The 19819-nt window shown below is 58.6% G+C and carries 23 protein-coding genes and 4 riboswitches; of the genes, 10 read left to right on the top strand and 13 right to left on the bottom strand.

Features of this window, described 5'->3' with window-relative positions:
* Positions 1-2 precede the first annotated feature (2 nt).
* Genes MTX23_RS15855 through MTX23_RS15865 form a run of 3 tightly spaced genes read right to left on the bottom strand, consistent with a single transcriptional unit; the run spans position 3 to position 2180 of the window.
* Positions 3-497 carry an RNA pyrophosphohydrolase gene (locus tag MTX23_RS15855; RefSeq protein WP_280977606.1) on the bottom strand — a complete coding sequence of 165 codons (495 nt, stop codon included), beginning with the start codon at positions 495-497 and terminating at the stop codon, positions 3-5.
* The gene (locus tag MTX23_RS15860; RefSeq protein WP_280977607.1) at positions 490-960 is read right to left on the bottom strand and encodes a hypothetical protein; all 471 of its coding nucleotides are present in this window, start codon (positions 958-960) and stop codon (positions 490-492) included. Before MTX23_RS15860 ends, MTX23_RS15855 begins: the two co-directional genes overlap by 8 nt.
* Positions 957-2180: an MFS transporter gene (locus MTX23_RS15865; protein ID WP_280977608.1), complete on the bottom strand. Its 1224-nt coding sequence runs from the start codon at positions 2178-2180 to the stop codon at positions 957-959. The genes MTX23_RS15860 and MTX23_RS15865 overlap by 4 nt, the downstream gene beginning before the upstream one ends.
* An 87-nt stretch (positions 2181-2267) precedes the next feature.
* A riboswitch (Fluoride riboswitch) is annotated at positions 2268-2328 on the bottom strand.
* A gap of 92 nt (positions 2329-2420) precedes the next feature.
* A riboswitch (Fluoride riboswitch) is annotated at positions 2421-2483 on the top strand.
* A gap of 21 nt (positions 2484-2504) precedes the next feature.
* Here MTX23_RS15865 and MTX23_RS15870 point away from each other — a divergent pair.
* Together MTX23_RS15870 and MTX23_RS15875 are read left to right on the top strand one after the other, a co-directional pair.
* Positions 2505-4106 (top strand): DNA mismatch repair protein MutS, encoded by a 1602-nt coding sequence (locus MTX23_RS15870; RefSeq protein ID WP_280977609.1) that lies wholly within the window; start codon positions 2505-2507, stop codon positions 4104-4106.
* On the top strand, positions 4103-5713 hold the full coding sequence (locus tag MTX23_RS15875) for a DNA mismatch repair protein MutS (RefSeq protein ID WP_280977610.1): 1611 nt from the start codon (positions 4103-4105) through the stop codon (positions 5711-5713). Before MTX23_RS15870 ends, MTX23_RS15875 begins: the two co-directional genes overlap by 4 nt.
* 58 nt (positions 5714-5771) lie before the next feature.
* On the opposite strand, the gene MTX23_RS15880 is transcribed toward MTX23_RS15875, so the two are convergent.
* Positions 5772-6395, bottom strand: coding sequence for a histidine phosphatase family protein (locus tag MTX23_RS15880; protein ID WP_280977611.1), 624 nt, complete (start codon positions 6393-6395; stop codon positions 5772-5774).
* 419 nt (positions 6396-6814) lie between these two features.
* Positions 6815-6876, top strand: a riboswitch (Fluoride riboswitch).
* 324 nt (positions 6877-7200) lie between these two features.
* Between MTX23_RS15880 and MTX23_RS15885 the strand changes: the two genes are divergently transcribed.
* From MTX23_RS15885 to MTX23_RS15895, 3 genes are read left to right on the top strand one after another with little or no spacing between them, the layout of a single operon-like run.
* Positions 7201-8418, top strand: a complete 1218-nt coding sequence (locus MTX23_RS15885; RefSeq protein ID WP_280977612.1) for a cation:proton antiporter — start codon at positions 7201-7203, stop codon at positions 8416-8418.
* A gap of 13 nt (positions 8419-8431) precedes the next feature.
* Entirely contained in the window at positions 8432-8851 is a 420-nt protein-coding gene (locus MTX23_RS15890) for a universal stress protein (RefSeq protein WP_280977613.1), read from the top strand.
* A 60-nt stretch (positions 8852-8911) separates the two neighbouring features.
* Complete coding sequence (locus MTX23_RS15895; RefSeq protein ID WP_280977614.1) at positions 8912-9268, top strand: DUF190 domain-containing protein; 357 nt, start codon at positions 8912-8914, stop codon at positions 9266-9268.
* Between the two features lie 170 nt (positions 9269-9438).
* Here the strand turns inward: MTX23_RS15895 and MTX23_RS15900 are convergent, their stop codons facing one another.
* From MTX23_RS15900 to MTX23_RS15920, 5 genes are all read right to left on the bottom strand, one after another.
* Positions 9439-9780: a DUF190 domain-containing protein gene (locus tag MTX23_RS15900; protein ID WP_280977615.1), complete on the bottom strand. Its 342-nt coding sequence runs from the start codon at positions 9778-9780 to the stop codon at positions 9439-9441.
* A gap of 2 nt (positions 9781-9782) precedes the next feature.
* Positions 9783-10223, bottom strand: a complete 441-nt coding sequence (gene crcB / locus MTX23_RS15905) for a fluoride efflux transporter CrcB (protein WP_280977616.1) — start codon at positions 10221-10223, stop codon at positions 9783-9785.
* A gap of 12 nt (positions 10224-10235) precedes the next feature.
* Positions 10236-10631, bottom strand: coding sequence for a fluoride efflux transporter CrcB (gene crcB / locus MTX23_RS15910; RefSeq protein WP_348637560.1), 396 nt, complete (start codon positions 10629-10631; stop codon positions 10236-10238).
* Positions 10632-10664: 33 nt separating this feature from the next.
* Positions 10665-10925 (bottom strand): hypothetical protein, encoded by a 261-nt coding sequence (locus MTX23_RS15915; protein ID WP_280977617.1) that lies wholly within the window; start codon positions 10923-10925, stop codon positions 10665-10667.
* A 294-nt stretch (positions 10926-11219) separates the two neighbouring features.
* A riboswitch (Fluoride riboswitch) is annotated at positions 11220-11283 on the bottom strand.
* A 614-nt stretch (positions 11284-11897) separates the two neighbouring features.
* The gene (locus MTX23_RS15920; RefSeq protein WP_280977618.1) at positions 11898-12407 is read right to left on the bottom strand and encodes a hypothetical protein; all 510 of its coding nucleotides are present in this window, start codon (positions 12405-12407) and stop codon (positions 11898-11900) included.
* Positions 12408-12892: 485 nt separating this feature from the next.
* Here MTX23_RS15920 and MTX23_RS15925 point away from each other — a divergent pair, with 485 nt between their 5' ends.
* The 4 genes from MTX23_RS15925 (at position 12893) to MTX23_RS15940 (ending at position 16128) form a co-directional block, all read left to right on the top strand.
* Positions 12893-14218: a site-specific integrase gene (locus MTX23_RS15925; RefSeq protein ID WP_280977619.1), complete on the top strand. Its 1326-nt coding sequence runs from the start codon at positions 12893-12895 to the stop codon at positions 14216-14218.
* A gap of 83 nt (positions 14219-14301) precedes the next feature.
* Positions 14302-15045, top strand: a complete 744-nt coding sequence (locus MTX23_RS15930; RefSeq protein WP_280977621.1) for a TIGR04255 family protein — start codon at positions 14302-14304, stop codon at positions 15043-15045.
* Positions 15046-15050: 5 nt separating this feature from the next.
* On the top strand, positions 15051-15680 hold the full coding sequence (locus tag MTX23_RS15935; protein WP_280977622.1) for a hypothetical protein: 630 nt from the start codon (positions 15051-15053) through the stop codon (positions 15678-15680).
* Complete coding sequence (locus MTX23_RS15940) at positions 15673-16128, top strand: hypothetical protein (protein ID WP_280977623.1); 456 nt, start codon at positions 15673-15675, stop codon at positions 16126-16128. The genes MTX23_RS15935 and MTX23_RS15940 overlap by 8 nt, the downstream gene beginning before the upstream one ends.
* Positions 16129-16294: 166 nt before the next feature.
* Here MTX23_RS15940 and MTX23_RS15945 read toward each other — a convergent pair whose 3' ends face one another.
* From MTX23_RS15945 to MTX23_RS15960, 4 genes are all read right to left on the bottom strand, one after another.
* Positions 16295-16837: a hypothetical protein gene (locus tag MTX23_RS15945; RefSeq protein WP_280977624.1), complete on the bottom strand. Its 543-nt coding sequence runs from the start codon at positions 16835-16837 to the stop codon at positions 16295-16297.
* Positions 16838-16893: 56 nt separating this feature from the next.
* The gene (locus MTX23_RS15950; RefSeq protein ID WP_280977625.1) at positions 16894-17196 is read right to left on the bottom strand and encodes a hypothetical protein; all 303 of its coding nucleotides are present in this window, start codon (positions 17194-17196) and stop codon (positions 16894-16896) included.
* On the bottom strand, positions 17193-17564 hold the full coding sequence (locus MTX23_RS15955) for a hypothetical protein (RefSeq protein WP_280977626.1): 372 nt from the start codon (positions 17562-17564) through the stop codon (positions 17193-17195). Before MTX23_RS15955 ends, MTX23_RS15950 begins: the two co-directional genes overlap by 4 nt.
* A gap of 107 nt (positions 17565-17671) precedes the next feature.
* Positions 17672-17938, bottom strand: a complete 267-nt coding sequence (locus MTX23_RS15960; protein WP_280977627.1) for a hypothetical protein — start codon at positions 17936-17938, stop codon at positions 17672-17674.
* A 506-nt stretch (positions 17939-18444) separates the two neighbouring features.
* Between MTX23_RS15960 and MTX23_RS15965 the strand changes: the two genes are divergently transcribed.
* Positions 18445-19602, top strand: coding sequence for a hypothetical protein (locus MTX23_RS15965; protein ID WP_280977628.1), 1158 nt, complete (start codon positions 18445-18447; stop codon positions 19600-19602).
* The last annotated feature ends 217 nt before the right edge of the window (positions 19603-19819 follow it).

Consider the following 19819-nt stretch of genomic DNA (forward strand, 5'->3'; position numbering starts at 1 on the left):
GGCTAGTCCCGGAAGATGGTGGTGAATTCTCCAATGACGTCGAGATAGAGCTGACGCTTGAAGGACACCGCAAGCTCCGGAAGGTCTCTGATCGGGACCCATCGCCAAGCGTCGAACTCCGGATGTTTGGTGGCCAGATTGATGTCGCTGTCAGTGCCCCGGAACAGCATCACGACCCATTTTTGCCGCTGCCCCTTCCAATGTCCCGCCCACTTCTTCGGCGCAAGCTCCGCCGGTACCTCATAGCGGAACCAGCCTCTGCTTTCCGCGAGGACGTCGGCTTTGTCCGTGCCGATCTCTTCCTTGAGTTCCCGTAGGGCTGCCTGTTGAGGGGTTTCTCCGTTGTCGATGCCACCTTGGGGCATTTGCCAGGCGTCATCCTTTAGGTCGGCTCTTCGGCCAACGAAGACTTCGCCATGAGTGTTAAGCAGTACGATTCCGACGCCGAGACGGTACCGATCGCCAGATGAGGTCAGTTGCGCATTATGTTCAGCCATTTGTACCTCCTACATCGTCCTCGTTTTCTTCGAAATGCCACTCCAGGGATGATGAGTCCTGAGCATCCGCTTGCGTTGAGGGCGTATCGGCTGTGTTTCTGTGATCATCCGCCTCGAACGAAAGCAACCGTTCCTGGGCGACCTCCTGCGCGCGCAGCCAAGTGAACAGGTCGCCACGCTGGCCGCTCATGGCGCGCGCCCAGCGCAAATTCTTGAATGGTTTGGCTTCGGGACCCGCCCACCAATATTCTTTTGTGACCATGAGCGACCAGCCGCGGCGGCCAGGCCGAGTCAAGGTGAAGATTTCGATGACGATGCCATGCCTTGAACTCGTGAAGCTGTGACGCTCGCGCTCAAACTCGACGCCGTCGTGAGTCCAGCGAGATCGTTTCATGCCAGGGTTGCTGCTGCCTACCAGCAGATCGAACATCCGGAAGAATGACGGCCGTGCGAGGCTTTTCACGATGCACGGCTCCGCGTTTGGCCGTGCCGCGGCACGCTTGCGTGCAGGGCGATCCATAGTAACGGCAAGGCGAGAAGCTGCAGCGCGAATGCGAGTATGGCGACAGCTGTGACGGAGCGGTCGTAGGTCATTCCAAGAATGATGCTGCCCGCGAACCACCCGACGCCAAAGATGGTATGAAACAGGCCGAATGCCGTGCCCCGGCGGTCGCGCGTAGTCATCGAACCGACAGCCGCACGCATCACCGACTCCTGGGTTCCCATTCCGATGCCCCAGCAGATGATGCCGAAGCTTATCAATGTGCCGCCGCCGAGAAAGGCCAGTGGCGCGGAGACGGCTGAAACCAAGGTAACGGGAATGAGCAGCGCAAGGCCAATTCGATCGAACACCGGACCGAGCGCCAGCGAAGCGACTGCGGCGGCCACCATTGCGACCGCGTAGAGGAGGGGCACCCATGGGGCCGCGATCACGCCTGTCTTGCCGAAGTGATAGGCGAGGAGAGAGAAGTCCGCATAGCCTGCTCCGATGAAAGCCGCGGCGAAGGAAAAGAGCCAAAACTGTCGGGGTAGCGCTGCCGGCTGACGGATCGGCGCAGCTATTTCAAGGTCGCGCGGAGCAGGAAACTGCTGGCGCGCGATCAGCAGGACGGCAATCGACAGTATTGCAGGCACGACCAGCATCGCAAAGCTCGCGGCATAGCCGTGTCCGAAATAGAGCGCCGCACTGATGGCGAGAGGCCCGATCACCGCCCCGGTCGTGTCCATGGCTTCGTGCAGACCAAAGGCCCAGCCCGCGCCGGTACGGGTTGCGGCGTGTGACAGCATTGCGTCGCGCGTCGGGGCTCGCAGAGCGCGCCCGATGCGTTCAGTGACCATCAGCAGAACGGCAATTTGCCAGTTGCCCGCTATAGCGAGCAGGGGGACAGCGAATAGATTCAGGAAATAGCCGGCGATCGTGACAGTCCAGTAGCGTCCCGTTCGGTCGCCGATGTAGCCCGAAAGGAGCCGGAGGGCGTAGCCGACGAACTCGCCGAAGCCTGCGGCGACACCGACAACGGTGGCGGATGCGCCAAGCACAGCAAGGTACGGCCCGACAATGCTCCTTGCCCCCTCATAGGTCATGTCGCCGAACAGGCTCACAAATCCGAGGAGGACAATGAATCGAATTGCTGCGGGTTGAGGCGATCTGGCCTGGGCCGAGGTTGCAGATGTTACGTCCATCGCGCGCTCCATTTTTGAGCACCGTGGGCATAAGGTTCTGGTTGTATAGGATCGCCCGCCATTTCGTGCTCTCCTACCGCGTGACACTATGCAGTAGGAGTCATCAGCCAATCGGCGGTTTCGGGGGCACTCCATCCCCGTCGTCCAGTTAATGTAATTGCGCCGCGGGCCTCGAGCAAGCCGGCTGAGCCGAGATTTAGCCTGCTCGTTGACGGGAACAAGATCAGATCTATAATTGTTCTGTCCAGTGGCGATGGAGTTCGCCTGAATTGCCCTTTTTGGGCTGATGACTCCTACCGAAGATAGCTTTGGTGGAGTCGCCTGATGACATCTCGATCAAAAGCCGAAGCCTCGCCCACGACCCGTTGGTGTGACCCGTCGCGCCCGGCTGGCGATTCTCCGAGTATCCTGTTCGATTCTGCGGAAGCGGTCCTCGCAGAACAGGCCGATGCGCCAGACGTCTTCGTTGATCTCAATCTCGATCAGGTCGTCGATGCGGTTGTCGGAGGCTCGACGGAATACAATCTGAAGCCCATCTTCCAATCCCCGCAGCATCGCCTCGAGACAATCCGCTATCGGCACGAGATCTTCAGGGATCTGACCGACGCAAAGCTCTTTGCTGACGTTCAGCGCTTCGCGCGGTCAATGAGAGATGTCCGTGTCCATACGTCACTCTCCTCAAAGCTCTACTTCCGATTTCACAAGGAAAGCTGGTTTGTTCACGCCGTTGAGCTCTACTGCGCCGCGGTCGAGAAATTTGCCGAAGACCTGGCCAGTGCGTCCCTTACCTCGCGCGGCCTGCGCTCGTTTCGGGATCGCCTTTACCGATATCTTGCGAGCACTGAATTCATGTCCCTGCGAGATGAAGCGAAACGGATCACAGCGGAGCTATCCCAGATAACGTATAGCGTTCTGATACATGGAGGGTCGTTCACTGTTCGAAACTTCCACGGGGAGGCGGACTATAGCGCGGAGGTCGAGGCGACATTCGAGAAGTTCAAGCAAGGCGCGGTTGCGGACTATCTCGCAAAATATGACAACGCACCGGAAGACATGAACCACATAGAGGCGAAGGTTCTTGAATTTGTTGCGCGCCTCAATCCGGAGCCATTTTCGCGTCTCTTGGACTATTGCGTGCGTCGTATCCATTTCGTCGAAGACTGGATTGCCGTCTTCGACAGAGAAGTGCAGTTCTACATCTCCTATTTGGATATGACGACGAAGCTCGAGCGCGCGGGCTTGCAGTTCTGTCTTCCTAGAGTCTCCGATAAGTCGAAGAATGTCCATTGCCGAGACGGATTCGATGTCGCATTGGCGCTCAAGCTGGTGGCTCAGGGAAAGGCCATCGTTCGCAACGACTTGGATCTGGCAGGCGGTGAACGGATTATCGTTGTCTCGGGACCCAACCAGGGCGGAAAGACGACCTTTGCTCGCATGTTCGGGCAATTGCATTATCTCGCCAGTCTCGGATGCCCGGTGCCGGCCCGGGAAGCGAGGCTCTTTCTTGCCGACCGTCTCTTCACCCATTTCGAACGCGAAGAGAAAGTGGAGAACCTGCGGGGCAAGCTTGAGGACGACCTCGTCAGGATACGTGGAATTCTCAAATGTGCGACGCCGAGTTCCGTTATAATTCTAAATGAGATCTTCGGCTCCACAACGGTCCAGGATGAGCTCTTTCTGAGCAACAGGATCATGGAGACGATCACCGAGCTCGATCTTCTCTGCGTCTGGGTGACATTTGTCGATGAGCTTGCCAGCTACGGCCAGCGGACCGTTTCGATGGTCAGCACGGTCGTCCCTGACCAGCCGGCACTTCGAACTTTCAAAATTGAGCGACGCCGTGCTAACGGCCTGGCTTATGCAATGGCAATTGCCGAGATGTATGGGCTAACCCACGATCGCATAAGGGAGCGCATTCCGGCATGAAGGCTTTCCTATTGTACCCTGATCGTGACTTCGATCCGACGTTGCTGCTGTCGCGGCGAGACAAGGCATCGCATCAGCGGCACAAGGATCCCGCGCTCGATCTGCGGCATGCTCTGCCTTGGAATCATGCCGATATTACGCAAGATCTGGGACTCGATATCGTGCTGCGCGCCATGTCGGCAGACGATGAGTTTGTCTTTGAAGCGGCCATGGTAGGTCTGCTGGGCGGCACGTCTGATACGCAAACCATCAGGTATCGGCAGGATGTACTGCGCGACGTCCTCAAGCAACGCGCGGTCGCAAGGGAAATGTACAATATCACGGTCGAGGCACTAAAGGGCGAGAGAACGCATCATTGGGTATCGTTTGGTCGCTATCCCACTGGCACGCTGCATCACGCCGTGGAGGTGCTCGAAGTATTCGTCGCGAGCTTGCGAAAGCTCCGCAATCTTGCCGACCAGCATGTCGCGAAATGTCACTCAGAAGGGTTCTCAAGACTATTTGCCATGTTGCAGTCTGAGCTCGATGACCGCTACTTCGCCCTCATTGATCAGCACTTGAAGCGGCTGAAGTTCAAGGGCGGAATTCTGATCAGTACATCGCTCGGAAGGGGCAGCAAAGCGACCGGGTATGTTCTGCGCAGGCCGCACCGTGACGGTCGTGGCTGGTTGGCTCGCGTGCTGTCTCGCTCGGAAGGCTACACCTTTCACCTGCATCCTCGAGACGAGGCGGGCACCCAGGCCTTGTCGGAGTTGAAGGACCAGGGCGTTAATTTGGTCGCTAACGCGCTTACCCAGTCCATGGACCACATCTCGAGCTTCTTCCAGATGCTGCGAACCGAGCTGGCGTTCTACGTTGGTTGTCTCAATCTCCACGAGCGGCTTGAGGAGTTGAGCGTACCGAGTTGTCTTCCCGAAGCTGAGCCCTTGGGAGGGCAGATACTGTCATTCTCGCACCTCTATGATGTCGGCCTCGCCCTCAGCATGAATGGCAGGCCCGTCGGCAACGATCTGCTTGCAACTGGCGCGCAGCTCATTGTCATTACTGGCGCCAACACAGGCGGGAAGTCCACGTTTCTGCGCAGCCTGGGCCTCGCCCAACTGATGCTGCAAGCCGGAATGTTCGTGGGGGCCAGTGCGTTCTGCGCCGAGGTGCGCAATGGTGTCTTTACCCATTTCAAGCGAGAGGAGGATGCCGCGATGGAGAGCGGTAAGCTGGACGAGGAGCTCAGCCGAATGAATGAGCTCGTGGAGCACCTGAGGCCCGGCTCAATGCTGCTTTTGAACGAGTCATTTGCGACGACAAATGAGCGGGAGGGTTCGGAGATCGCGCGGCAAATTACGACCGCGTTGTTGGAGAGAGGGATAAAGATCTGCTACGTGACGCATCTCTACGAATTCGCCTGTCGTCTTCACGAAAGCCGGTTAACCGATTGCAAGTTTCTTCGAGCGGAGCGCCTGCCGGACGGTACGCGCACGTTTCGCCTTGTCGAAGGGGAGCCTCTACAGACGAGCTATGGAGAAGACCTCTATGAGAAGGTCTTTGGTCCAGGGGTGTCAACGACGCCGCTGGTCCGAGAAACCGCGCTTGCTAACTCAGATTCGTAAGGCCTTTTTCAATCGATCCCACTTGCACGCTCTCACAATCGCCGGTGCAAGTACGGTTTCACACCGTTTCAATATCCTTGAGGTGGGAGGTATCGTTGATTCCTCGGATCTGGATCTGTGTGCCAGTGACATCGATCTCGTTGACGCAGCAGGGAGTCTGCGTCAACCTCCAGTAGGATGAAAGCGGAAGATCAGCCAGTTGAACAAGCAGCGCTCGGTTGACGCTGTCATGGGAGACGAGAACTACGGTTTGATCAGGATGCCTTTCGTGAGCAATGCGCATGGCATCGGCTGATCGCGACACCAGATCCTGCATGGAATCGCCGCCCGGAAATCGCATCAGATGCGGCGATGTAAACCAGGTCGCAAAAAGTACCGGTTCAGCGGCGGCCATCTCCTCATGGCTTCTCATTCGCCAAGCGCCGTAATCGATATCGTTGAGCTGATCGATGCGCTCCACCTCGACACCGCAGGCCCTCGCGATTGCTGTGCCGGTCTCGACGCATCGTGAGAGCGGGCTCGTGTATACCCGCGCCGGCTGCCATTTGGATGCGATATGGCGCGCGACGGCCAGCGCTTCCACCTTTCCTCGTGGAGTCAACGGTAAGTCTTCGCGGCCGCGAAATCGTGGGGGGCGAATGCCTTCGACGTGGCCGTGGCGAACGAGAAGGATCTTGGTCAAGGGGCAAGTCTCCGTGGTCTTGAATGCGAAGCTGCAGTGCCGGACGCCCCGGAAGATGAGCGCCAATGCTTTCTGCTACCGGATGAGCGACCTCTTCGATGCAGTCGGATGCGAGGCAGTTCGACAGGTAACAACCCCGTCTGAGCGCCCGGACACGGATCGATCGACGCAGCACGCATAGCTTCTCCTGTCGAATGCGTTTGCTCGACAGCCGTCGGCTGCGGAGGATCTGGGAGGCGATGCTATCAATTGCGGTGGGGATGATAGACCCGTTAGCGCGATCCAGCGATGTCCAGGAGAGCGGACGACGAGCGGATATGAGTGGCTGTTCGTGCTGAACAGGATTCCCAATAAGTCGCATGTTGCGCTGCACGGTCAAAGGTGTTCTCTCTTGCGGACATCTCATGCGGGACTAGAATTACGATATTAGGGATGGGGTTCCCCCGTAACCGCCGATGAGGCTGATAACTCCTACCGGGCGCTTGGCGTCGGGGATCGTTGTTGCCTCCTTCCTCCAGGCATCCAGTTCATTCATCCGCGTCCGAGCGCCGCCCGGGCGAGTCTGTCGTGGTGCGGGAGAGGCCCCGGTGCGAATGCTCTTTTCGAATTTTTGCTTCACTTTCTCGCGGCATCGATCGCTGCCGCTTTTGCGTTTCTTCTCGATGCATCATTCGAGCTCGTAGTGAGCATGCTCGCGATCGGCGCAGCAACCGCGATTGCTGAGTGCGCCATGCGGGCGCGACGACAATCCTGAGGCGGACACAGGGGGTCTAGGCAAATCGCTAGCTTCGAAAGGACACCGCTAATGACTGGAGTTTGGGCTCTCGCTGCACTTTGGTTGGGTCTCGCGCTTGTCGCCAGCCTTCTGTCGATTTGGCTTCGTATCTCGACTGCGTTGTCGGAAATCGTGGTTGGAACCATCGCTCAACAGATTATTGGAGCGGTTGTGGGATCGGCCGTCCTAGGGACGGACGAGTCCTGGATCAAATTTCTCTCCGGGATTGGAGCGATCGTTTTGACATTTCTTGCTGGGGCCGAACTCGATCCTGTTGTGTTCAGGCTGAAGTGGAAAGAGGCGGCGGCGGTAGGCCTCGCAAGCTTCTTCTTTCCGTTCCTTGGCTGCGCCGCCGCAGCACACTACTTGTTGAATTGGGAGGTGATGCCGAGCTGGCTTGCGGGCGTGGCCATGTCGACCACGTCGGTTGCCGTGGTATACGCCGTGATGATCGAATTCGGCTTCAATACCACCGAGTACGGCAAGACAGTCCTTGCTGCCTGCTTTGTCACGGATCTCGGGACGGTCGTCGCGCTTGGCCTCATATTTTCTCCCTTCACCATGAAGACGCTGATATTCCTCGGCGCCGGTGCGGTCGTGTTCGGCATTCTCCCTTGGGCCACACCTCGTTTCTTTCGGCTGTATGGGGGGCGGCCGTCGGAGCTCGAGACAAAGTTTCTACTGCTTTGCTTATTTGGCATGGGCGCCTTGGCAAGCTGGGCCGATAGCGAAGCGGTTCTTCCCGCCTACCTGATCGGGATGGCGCTGGCAGGTACGGTCGGCAAGGACCACGCTCTGGTGCGACGGTTGCGGACACTAACCTTCGGACTGCTGACGCCTTTCTATTTTATCCGAGCAGGGTCGTTTGTATCTGTGCCCGCCCTGATCACTGCGCCGGCAGCCTTCATCTTCTTCCTGGTGATCAAGATCGTAACGAAGGTCGTCGGCGTCTATCCCGTTACGAAAGCCTTCGGCTCTCCCAGCACGGAAGCAATGTACACGACCCTCTTGATGTCAACCGGACTGACCTTCGGGACGATCTCGTCGCTATTTGGTCTGTCGCACGGTATCATCAACCAGGGTCAATATTCAGCGCTTGTCGCGGCGGTGATCGGCAGCGCCGTGATGCCCACGATAATTGCCAATGCATTCTATCTTCCTCGCCATCTGCTACCGGACGTGAGTATGCAGCAGGCTGAAGAGGAGCCGGTAAGACCACTTCGGCCCGCCACGCGTCGCGCCGAATGACCGGAGGACAGCTATGTTCGGAAAAATTCTGCATGCGAATGATGGATCAGAGCACGCTTTCCATGCGCTTACATTTGCTATTGCGATGGCCAAACAGAATTGTTCCGAACTTCATATGATCTCCGTTGAAGAGATAGACTACATGCCCGAGTTTATCGAGGAGGTGCGGGAGGAATCTGGCACGGCAGCGCGCCGATATCACACGGTCATCCAGCGGGCACGGGGCTTGGCCAACCAAAGCCAGGTTGAACTTCACGCCCATGTCGTGGCTGGCCATCCTGTTCGCGACATCGTGGACTTCGCGACCAAGATCAGGGCCGAACTCCTGGTCATTGGGGCGACCGGGCATTCGGCGCTCTATGAACGCCTGATAGGCAGCCGCGCCGATCGCATCGTGCAACTCGCGCGTTGCCCGGTGCTGGTCGTGAAGTAGATGTGCGTGCCGCAGAGGATGAACCGAGCAGGGTTGCTCGACAAAAGCAGGATTAGAGAAATGCAACTTCAGCGAGACGCGGTCTTGTTGAGAATCTTCTTCGGAGAAGAAGACAGAGCGAACCATCTGCCCCTATACGAGGCGATCGTGCTCAAGGCGCGGGAGATGCATCTAGCTGGTGCTACAGTGCTGCGAGGACATCTTGGGTTTGGTCATTCGACACGGCTGCATACAACGAAGATACTGCGCCTTTCGGAGGATCTTCCAGTGATTGTGGAGATCGTCGACACGCAGGAACAGATTGACCGCTTCCTTCCCGTCCTTGACCAGCTGATGAGCAGCGGACTTGTGACAATCGAGAAGGTGCAGGTCCTGCAATATGGCTCCGAAATGGCGCCCCCGGCGACGAAGGCATGAGGTGCTCGCGGCAAGAGCCGTCAGCCGTCAGGATCCGTCGATCGATGCCGCGCAGCGAATTGCCTCGCGAGAATTGCTTATCTGATGAGCGATGTGTTCGAAGACAATCGGACGCTCCTTTAGAACCTCAAGCCCAAGGTCTGCCATAGATCGAGTGCATGAGAGCTCGATCATGTTACGGCAGTTCCTCCATATTGCAGCACTTGGACCTTCTCAAGCGTGATGAGCCCGCTGGACATCATGTCGTCGAGCACCGGGAGGAAACGATTGATGTTATCCTCGCTATCGACGATCTCTATGACCAGAGGCAAATCTTCCGAAAGCCGCAGGATCTTGGCCGTGTGAAGACGGCTCGACTTGCCGAAGCCCATCGGGCCCCGAAGCACGGTGGCCCCGGCGAGGTGTTGCTCGCGCGCTTTCATCACGATGGCTTCATGCAGGGGGTGTCCCTCGAATTGATCGTTCTCGCCAATGAATATCCGGAGCAGGAGCGCGTGTTTCGGAATTTGCATAACTAGGTCCTTTTCAGCCGATTGAGACGAGCAGCGAGCGTATGTCCGAGCCACACGGCGAGCAGCCAGCAGAGGACAGAGGCGAGGATGTTGGCGAGCGCCGTGTGCGTCAGGCCGGCATGGAGCAGTCTGAATGTTTCAAGGCTGAAGGTCGAGAAGGTCGTATAGCCTCCGCAGAACCCCGTCATGACGAATTGCCGTTGCCTAACACCGGCAAACATCCGACCGTCCGGACCACTGAGTGTCGCGTAGAAGCCGATTACGAATGAGCCGGTTGCGTTAATAAAGAGCGTTGACCAAGGAAAATCGGGGCCAGTTTGAATCACCAGCGCGACAAGAAAACGGGCCACGCCGCCCAGAACGCTACCGGCCGCCACGCAGGCATAAAGCGCTGCGGTGCCCCGCCATTGACCGGAGGATTTCGATGATTTCGATATCGTCATCGCGGGCGCCCCTCAGCCGGTCAACCGTTCGGCCAGCCAAAAGCCGGAGGTGACTGCGCCAAGGCAAAGTGCGACCGACAAAAGAATGTTGCCTGCCGCACGGGAGAATTCACCATCGCGAGCGAGTGCGAGAGTTTGCAGGCTGAAGGATGACACGGTCGTATAACAACCGAGAAAGCCCGTCACAGCGAACAGCCATGGCGCCGGCGATGCCATCAGAGATGTGCTGTTCACTGCCATGGCCCCGACGATGCCGATGACGAACGCCCCGCTGACGTTGACAGTCATCGTTCCCCACGGAAACGTTTCACCCATATGCCGGGCTACCACACCCGACACAAAGTAGCGCGAGATGCCTCCCAATATGCATCCGACCAGTAGACAAATGGATCCGCTTAGCAATTGCACGTACTCCTTTCTGCGCTCGATTTTCGACGGTAGTCAGCGCTCAAGCTCGATATCCTTCAAGATCATGTGCAGCCGTGCAATCGCCAGGCCAGCGGCCTGCCATATCGCGGCCATCACGACCATGGTGGCGAGCAGCACCTCGATGCCCGCTCGATCGAGTGTTTGAACGCCGATGTTGTCGAGGAAGAACTGAAAGCCGGCGAGAAGCGCCAGCGTGAAAGCTTGCCGGAGCACCATGTGACGGTCCGCCCAGCGCTTGTGCAATTTGATGATCCGCATCGCCCCTGGATGCATTCGCGTCTTCCATCGCCGACATGCCGGAGGGTAAAATGGAGACTACCAGGGATCGGATGCACCAGGCCGAATGCAAGCACTGCCTCGATGAGGCACGGCAGAAGACGCACAGCTACCCTCGTGAATTGCTCCCACTGCATTATTCACGAACTGCGCTGTCGTCATCCGCCTGCGAGGGAGTGATCGAGGCTGCTGGGTTGATGCGGTCATGTGTTGCCCAAATTCCTGTCCAGGCAACAAAACTCGCCACGCACGGATCCACAACGCTCCGCCGCAGCGAGGCGTTGCCGCCTCATCTCAGCAGGAGTTATCAGCCCACGTCGGGCGGGTATCGGGGAACCCCATCCCCATCTTCATTTCAAGGCTAACACGATTGACAATGGAAAGGGAAGCTCAGTCGCCACGAGAAAGATCTTGGGGATGCTGGTGAGCTCGACAAAGTTGCCGAGACCATCGCGCATCGCGTTGTAGAGATCGGTGGTATCTGAGCCGTCGCTGATCGTCGTGCACAGGGAGGGTACCTACCGCAGCAGCCGCACGCCACAATCTGTCGACGCATGGACGGCTGCTGCAAGCCCGACCGCAAAGGGTCTATTGTCTGCGGCCGCTAACAGCAACCAATCTTTGGCAAAGCGAGATGAGCTGCCGGGCGCGCTCGGAGCGCGTCCAGCTCTTCTCGCGCCGAATGCACGTCGCCAAGAGCTCAGCCGCGATTGGATTAGCTTCCGCGCGTGGCGTCTCTTGTTGCAGCAGTGCGTCGATGTCCTCGATCGCAACCAAGGTGCGCGAGCCTCCGGTGGGTCGGCTAGGACCGCAATCCTGTCGGCGACCGCCGGCAAATGGGCGCTGCTTCAGAGCACAGGATCGGCTTGGCAGATCATGGCCGCAAACTGACGGCGAGCGGGTGCGGCCCCGGGAGCGGGGCGCCGTCGGCCGGCAGATCATGGCCAGGAAGTGATGATACACCGTGACCTATCCCGGCTGGTCACATACCGTGGTGGGCCAGGCGGTCCCCGGCCCCTGTGGCGAATTACCGGTTGGAACGACGGCCCAGTAGTGGCGGCCATTGGTGTTGGGATCGCTGTTGTCACTGGTGGAGAAGACGACCCCAACGGTGTTCCAGCTGGCAAAGTGACCGTTACCGAACTTGCTGATCTCGCAGAAGGTGCTATGGGCCGGCCCGATCGGCTTGCCCTCTTCAACCACTCCGATCGGTGACGTGCCGCGCTTGATGTGGGGATCATCGGAAAGGTCCAACAAGGCAGCGCGCTCGGCTGGCGCCATGCTCGATGCGAGGAACGCATGACCTCCCTCAGCTTCGAAGGGTGGGTGGAGCGGCACAACTAGACGCCCGCGCGGTGTCGGGTCTTTCCAAGTCCTTTCGAGATACAGCGCAACGGAGGAATAAAGCGCCGCAGCGATTGCGAGAATGGTGGCCTTTACCTTCCAGGATTGGCGGGCAGCGGCGAACGAAACGGTCATTTTGGGCCTTAAGACGAGCACGCACCGAGATACCTAGCGTTACGCACTGAGACGATCAATCTCCGATCAGACACCCACTGAGCTGCTGTGCGTCACGGGTGTGGAGAAGGACCCTTGACGCGCTTTTGGTCCCCCTCGGCCTATCAGCCAGAATCAGGCGGGTTGGCTGGGCGACGGCGCTTGTGAAACCACTCCGCAAATTCGGCGATTTTCTTCGAAGACGGTCGGGATGCGATTCCGCGGCATTCAAAATCACGATTTCGAAGGCTTCAAAGTCCTTCTTGTCTATTGGCAGGTGGGAAAGGGCGGAGCGGAAAAAGCAAAATGCTGGCGGAGACGGAGTCCTCTGCTTCATTGTTCGCCCTCATTCGGTTCTGTTCGAAAAGTGCCTGTGAATAGCACACTTCTCGGATTCTGTCGTTCTTGTGCGTTCGACGCCATTCGCCTAAATTCGGCTGTCAGATGTGGGTACGTGGGCGGGTACAATGGCAGGTGGAAAGCTGACGGCCCTTGGGGTCACCAAGGCAAAGACCCCTGGCATGTATGGCGACGGGGGCGGGCTCTACCTCCAGGTCACCGGCGACGGCGAGAAGAAGATCGCGAAGTCGTGGATATTCCGGTACCGGTTCAAAGGCCACACCAGCAAGGCAGGGAAGCCGCTTGCGCGCGAGATGGGGCTCGGCTCGGTCAAGTGCGAGGGGCGTCCAAGCGGCACGTGGACGCTTGCTGAGGCCCGCGAGCGGGCCCGCCTGCAGCGCCAGCTGCTCGACCAAGGCCTCGACCCCATTGCGGTCCGGAAGGCTCAGGACGCCGCGGCAGCGATCGCGAAGGCCACCACCCGGACATTCGAGGAGTGCGCGAAGGACTACATCAAGGCGCACCGGTCGGGTTGGAAGAACGCCAAGCACGCCGATCAGTGGGCATCGACGCTGGAGACATGGGTCTATCCGATCATCGGCAAGCTGCCGGTCGCCGGTGTCAACACGGACCTCGTGCTGAAGGTGCTGCAGCAGCCGATCGACAAGGCCGACCCGGACGGGCCGAACTTCTGGACCGCTCGCACGGAGACGGCCAGCCGCGTCCGCGGCCGCATCGAGAACGTGCTCGATTGGGCCAAGGCCAAGAAGCTGCGCGATGGCGACAACCAGGCTCGCTGGAAGGGACTGTTGGACAAGCTCCTGCCGGCGAAGTCGACGGTTTCGCCGGTGGAACACCACAAGGCGCTGCCGTACGCCGACCTGCCGCGGTTCATGGCTGAGCTCCGCAGCCGCAACAGCCTCAGCGCCTGGGCCCTGGAATTTACGATCCTGACGGCCGTCCGCACCAGCGACACCATCGGCGGCGTCCGGTCCGAGGTCGACCGAGAGCAGGCGGCCTGGACAATCCCAGGCGGGCGCCTCAAGGGCAGGAAGGGCTCTCGGAAGCGCGACCATTTCATCCCGCTCTCAGACCGCGCGCTGGCGATCCTGGAGGAGCAGCCGGAAGGGACGACGTACCTGTTCGAGAACGGAGAGGGCGAGCCGCTGTCCAACATGGCTATGCTTGAGCTACTGCAGGGCATGGGCTTTGGCGAGGACCTGACCGTCCATGGCTTCCGGTCGACCTTTAAGGACTGGTGCGCCGAGCAGACCGCGTACCCGAACGAGATGTCCGAGATGGCGCTCGCACACACGGTGCCGGACAAGGTGGAGGCAGCCTACCGCCGCGGCGACATGCGGGAGAAGCGGCGCCGGCTTATGGCCGACTGGGCGGCCTATTGCTGCAGTCCGCCGGCGGCGAAGAAGGACAACGTGGTCCCGATGAGGGCATGACGAATTAATGCTTTGCGGGCACGAGGCTGAATCTTTAACCTTTTAGAGTAGGGATCGATGCACCCCCCGGATCGGCTGAGACCATGAATGAAGCCTATAAGCGTGCCCCCATCACCGAGGCGGTCGTGGAGCTTCGCTTTGCCCAGCCCGTGGAAATCGAGCTCGTTGAAAAGATCAAGGACCGGCTCGTCGACACCTATCCTATTCCTGCAGGGATAATACAGAACTTTCAGGTCATGGCGACGACCGGTGGCGGCGCGCCGCAACAGGCGCGCATTGAGCCGATCGGCCAGCGCTTAACGTCGGCTGATGCAACCGAAATCGTTGTCGTCTCTCGTCACAACTTCTCGACGTCTCGTTTGGCTCCTTATAGCGGCTGGGATCAGTTTATCGCTACGGTCCGGCGAAACTGGGAGGTCTGGCGCAAAGTAGCCGGCAATCGAGAGATCGGCCGTATCGGCGTCCGCTACATCAACAGAATTGATGTGCCGAATCCCCATGAAGTTGCTATACCGATTGGAGATTATCTTGAGTTTAGGCCTCTGTTTCCCAGTTTTGATGGTAACGAGGGGGTGGAAACCTTTGCTATCAATGGTGTAATTGCCATTGCAAATAGCCCCTTTCGGCTCATATTGAATGCGGGCAGTGCGCCCAGCCCGCTGGTTCGCACAACGTCCTTCTTGCTTGATATCGACATCAGCCAAGAGGGAAATATTCCTCGAAACGATGAAGCAATTTGGTCATTGGTCGATCAGATGCGCGTGCACAAGAATCGAGTATTTGAGGCCTCCATCACGGATAATTCCAGAAAGCTGTTCTCGTCATGATAAGGGTGGAGGATTTCAAGGTCCCGTCGTTCTCAGAGGATCTGCGGATCGTTGTGCCGCCGCCATCAGCCGGCTCGGGAGTCGACGCTGAGGGCGCCAGCGCGCGACTGCGCGCGATGCGGCGCATCCTGACCGGGTCAGCTCAAAAAATTTCAGAAATACAGAACATCCAGCCGAAAAGCGACACGTTGGCTGGCCAGCTCTCCGAGAAGAAGGTCGCGCTAAAGCGACTTGCCGCATCGGTGGGGATGCATCTTGATCCCAACTGGCGAGCACGTCTGTTCGCGAATTTAGATGCCCTCATGGATCCGGAAGAATGGGCTCCGGAGTTTACAATGCCGTCGGAGAAGTCGTTTTCGACGTTTCTCCGACTGGTAATCTATTTGCATCCTACCAAGCGACCAGGCTTGGGGATTTCTCCGACGGGGCATTTCTTAGCCTCGTGGAGTAGGGAGGATGGTCGCGTCGTAATCGAGAGCTTGAACGATGATGAGGTTCGCTGGGTGATTTCGCGGACGAGGGGGGATCTCAGGGAAAGCGCGGCCGGCAAGACAAAGATTTACCGCGTGCCCGATGTAATTAGTCCATACGAGCCTGATCATTTGTTCCAAGATGACGACAAAATCCTTGTCTGACGACCATCATGTCGTCAGACATGTGAGTTTCCAGCAAATCGATAGGGATGACAGCGGAGCAATTCGCGGCATTTTTCCGCAAGCGTTTATCTTGTACCCGAAGGACCAAGGGTACCTGTCAGCGAGCTGGCTCGAGTTTTTTGCAGGCTCCACTCACGATCGTGTCGCCGCGGTGGCAGCTTTCTTGGCGAAGACCCGGAAGGTTACTGTAAAGCAGGCTTTTGCCTGCGGCCGTGTTGGCGACATCAAAGAAGCGTGCGCGCAGTTTGATCAGAAGATCCGGGTCGTCCACGAACCTGGGGACGACAATCTCGCGTACACCGCGATTCGCCGATATCAGAGTGACAATATTGAGTTGCTCGAACTGTTGGCCACTGAGGCATGGTCCCACACGACCGATGCAAAAGACGTGATCGATCTAATTGGTCCGTGGCCGCGCTCACCATAGCTTCCCGATGAAAATCGAGAAATGCAAGCCGGCGCGATGGAGGCAGCCAAGGCGGCAAGGCGCGCACCGGAAGCCGAGCGCAATCAGGACTATCGTAGCAGCGCCCACGCCGCAGCTACCACGAGCACTGCCAGCATGCAGATCGCGGTGCGTCGGCCGATCCGGTTCACTGCAATCCTGCGCGGCTCTCATCGAGGCACCGCTTTTTTGCTTTATCCCATGTATCCTCGATGTCCGTTCCAACGAGCCTAGAAAGAGTGCAGTCGGGCGAGTAATTCTTAGTGCTGTAGATCAGGTCACACGTTGATTTTGCCGTGCCTGCCGAAAGGCAGTCTTTATTCCCTCTCACGGCATTGTCATATATCCGTTTGCAGGCCTGCGCCCAATTCGCGGAATAGTCCTCTCGCGCATTGCGTAAGCAATTTCGGTATTTCGCTTGCGTTGCCTCGCGCGCGGCGGCTTGTCGATCTTCCTCCTCACGCCTTTCAGCAGCTTGGCGAGCCTCTGCGTCGCGCCGTTCTGCTGCGATCCGATTCTGCTCTGCCTGCCTCGCGTATTCAGCCCTTGCTGATTCCAGTTTGCGATCGCGGTCCATCTGTGCGTCACGTGCGGGCAGATAGACTGCGTAGTAATAGCCAACGCTACCGGCTGCCCCCAGAAGCGAGACAGCAACGCTGATTTTCAAGAACGTGTCGACCGGCCCTGCCATCTCGTGCGCTCAATTGTGACTGCGGTTGTCCCTCACCTTGCATAAGCCTCCCAGCGTTACCAACGTTCTCGAAATTTGAACCGACTGGTGAACGGCTGTTTGGTTTGGTCACCCAAGTGAAAGGTGTCGATCTCCTTCGGCAGATCACCCTCCGATATCCGTTCGAATTCGGGGAATGCATCTGCCACCTCCGCTGTCGGAACGCCAATGTAGTAATCGGAGATGAGCGGCTTCTCGGTTTTAACGCTGACCATGAGAAACTCAGCATACCGTGCAGGCATCGACATCAGGAGATTTTCAAGCCGGTCCATGGCCGGCGCATATTCGGCGAACTCGAATCGTTTCTTGAGCCAGATCATTGGGGCGGCTTATCTTGAAATTGGATGTTACACTTCTTGGCGATCGAGGCCTGTTCGATCGCGACCATCTGTCCCTTCATCTGACCAAGCTCGGCTGCGGTCTGCTTGTCACCACCGACCAGGAACGCCGCGGGCCAGAAGACGATAACTGCCGCTGTCGTCGCGATCGTGTCCTTCGTTCGCTGGCTGTCCTGAGCGCCTGAGAGAGCCGCCGCACGCGCGGATACGCCCTGCGCCTCGAGCGCGAGCTGCTGACACGTGTAGGACTGATACATCACAGGTGAAACGTAGTTCGGCGTGATGTCCGCCGCCGACGACGCGCAACCGCCCAACACGGCGGCAAACGCCACCATTCCCAAATTTCTCATAAAACGCCTCCCCAGCCGCGAGGTACTAAGCGCAACCACTGGTGGAGGGCAAGCCCGTAAATAGACGGGGGCTGGGTGCGGCGGCGAGCTACGCGCGTCGTGGGACCTCAGCGCACGTGTGGGCCGGCTTTGAGCGTGCGAACGAACGAGCTAAGTCTGGGATAGCGGTCTGCATAACCGCCAAGGTCGCCAGGTCTGCAGAAGGCCCACTCTTCCCCTGTCCATTTTACGTCGACATTGGCCGGCTTTTGACGATCGAACACGACTTCAAGATCACCGAGAGGATCAGTTGGATCGCGCACGACGGCGACGACACAGGAAACGCCATCGACTCGAATCCAGTCGTGCGGTTTGACGGCGGGGCGCTCTTTCATTTGGCTCCAATACCATGGCGCCCCCAAAAGGGGATGGATTTTTAACGCAAATCAGTGGATGCTGTCCGTGGGCTTGGAAACCCGGACCGAGATAAAGCCGCTTCATGCTTGGTCAGCATGTGTCCCGATTGGCGTCGGGATGACGTCGGCTGAATGTGGGTAGCGCATTGGCGTGCGCTCCGACCTGGCCATTATGGCCGGGAGGGCCGCGCCATGTCCAGAGGGGAAACCCTTAAAAGCGCCGCCGCCACTCTCTCGGGTGGTTTCCAACTCCCGGCTGCCGGTCCGTCACCGGCAACGGCCTTGGAAAGCCGACAACCGAGAGCACCACCATGACCACCGACAGCATCAGCGCCGCCGGCGCCGTTCAATTTTCTCCATCACCTCCGATCTCAGCTAGCCCTCCGGGCGCATTGCAGGCACCGCCCACACCGCTCGAACCATCGACGGCCGAGCCGACTTGTACGCCGCGCGCCGAGAGCGTTGTCCTGAGTAGGAGATCCCTGATGAATAAGATCGTGTCCACCGCGGCTATCGCCGCTGCTTTGCCCGTTGCTACTCCGTCGATTGCTGCCGTCACTGAAGCCGATCCGATCTTCGCTGCGCTCGAAGTTTTTCGCGATGCCGACAGAGCGTGCGTATCCCAAGTTGGAGAGGACGTCCCGGATGAGGCGGCCGATCGACTGGGCGCGGCTACACGCCGCGTAATGCGGACGCGACCGTCGACCCCGGCCGGCCTCTCGGCTCTGACCGCCTGGGTGCGGAACGAAGTTGACGACATGCATGCAAACGGCAGCGTTTGGAAGTCGCAAGACCTCGCTGCACTTGCGGCGACGATCGACGATGCTGTCCGAGGAATGAGTGGCCTGCATCCTTGGTCGCCTCCCGTCGGGCCGGCGGAGCCAATGTTGCAAGACCGCGCACTCATCGACGCCGCGCAGGCTCTTGCCGCCTGCTACCAAGCCGTCAACAAGATGCTTGGGGACCTCGGCGAAGAGGCGGAGGAGACGGATGAATACGCGGCATTGCTCGATCGCTGCAACGCGAACATTGCGAGCCTTATCGAGCGGCCCGCCACGTCAAAGGAGGGCTATCGCGCCAAGGCATCTGCTTTGCAGCTGCAAGATTTGATCGGAGACTACCGTCAGCATCAGCAGGTCGCCGTTTCCCTTGCCGATGATCTTACGGGCATGTGCTCGGTGCCGCAGCTGGATCGGGAGGTGCCTGCGGCATCTCGTCCAGACGCCAAACTGCTCGAGCTCGGCCAAGAACTTGAGCGGTTGCTCGCATTCGAGAGACCATTGAGCGAGGAATCCTCTCGCTTGCACAAGCTTACGGACCGGGTGCGCTATGAGAAAATGGGTATCGATCCCGATGACGAGAACGCGTGCTATTTTGCGGCCCGAGCACGCTGGAAGGAATGGAGCAAAGCCTGGGACCCTGCGTCTGATGAGACCGGCTATAGCAAGGCATTTGCTAATTTCAGCCGAGCGCGCAGAAGGACTGCCCGGGTCGTGGAGAAGATATTCGAGATTCCCGCGTTGACGCTGGCTGGCCTCTTGGTGCGCGTACGGGCAATCGAGGTCTGCGACGAGGTACTGGATTTCGAACCGGACCAGTCACTCTTGGCTGAGATCCGAGATTTTGCGAGGCGCGCCGCCTGACGTTCACGCTCCGATCGCGATCTGTTGCTGTCGCGCAGTGTTAAATCGGTGACTGACGACGCTCAGCAGATTCAATGAGTTGATCGCTCGCGCTCCGGGACCGTGAGGACCAGGTGCGGGCGATATCAATGGTTTAGGCTGGCCGCGCATTCCTGCGCCGGGAACGCTGTAACGAGAACAGTGGATATCGCGCGAGCGCCCTTTGGTTTGGGTGCTC

This window comes from Bradyrhizobium sp. ISRA436 (genome assembly GCF_029910015.1).
Classification (GTDB): Bacteria; Pseudomonadota; Alphaproteobacteria; order Rhizobiales; family Xanthobacteraceae; genus Bradyrhizobium.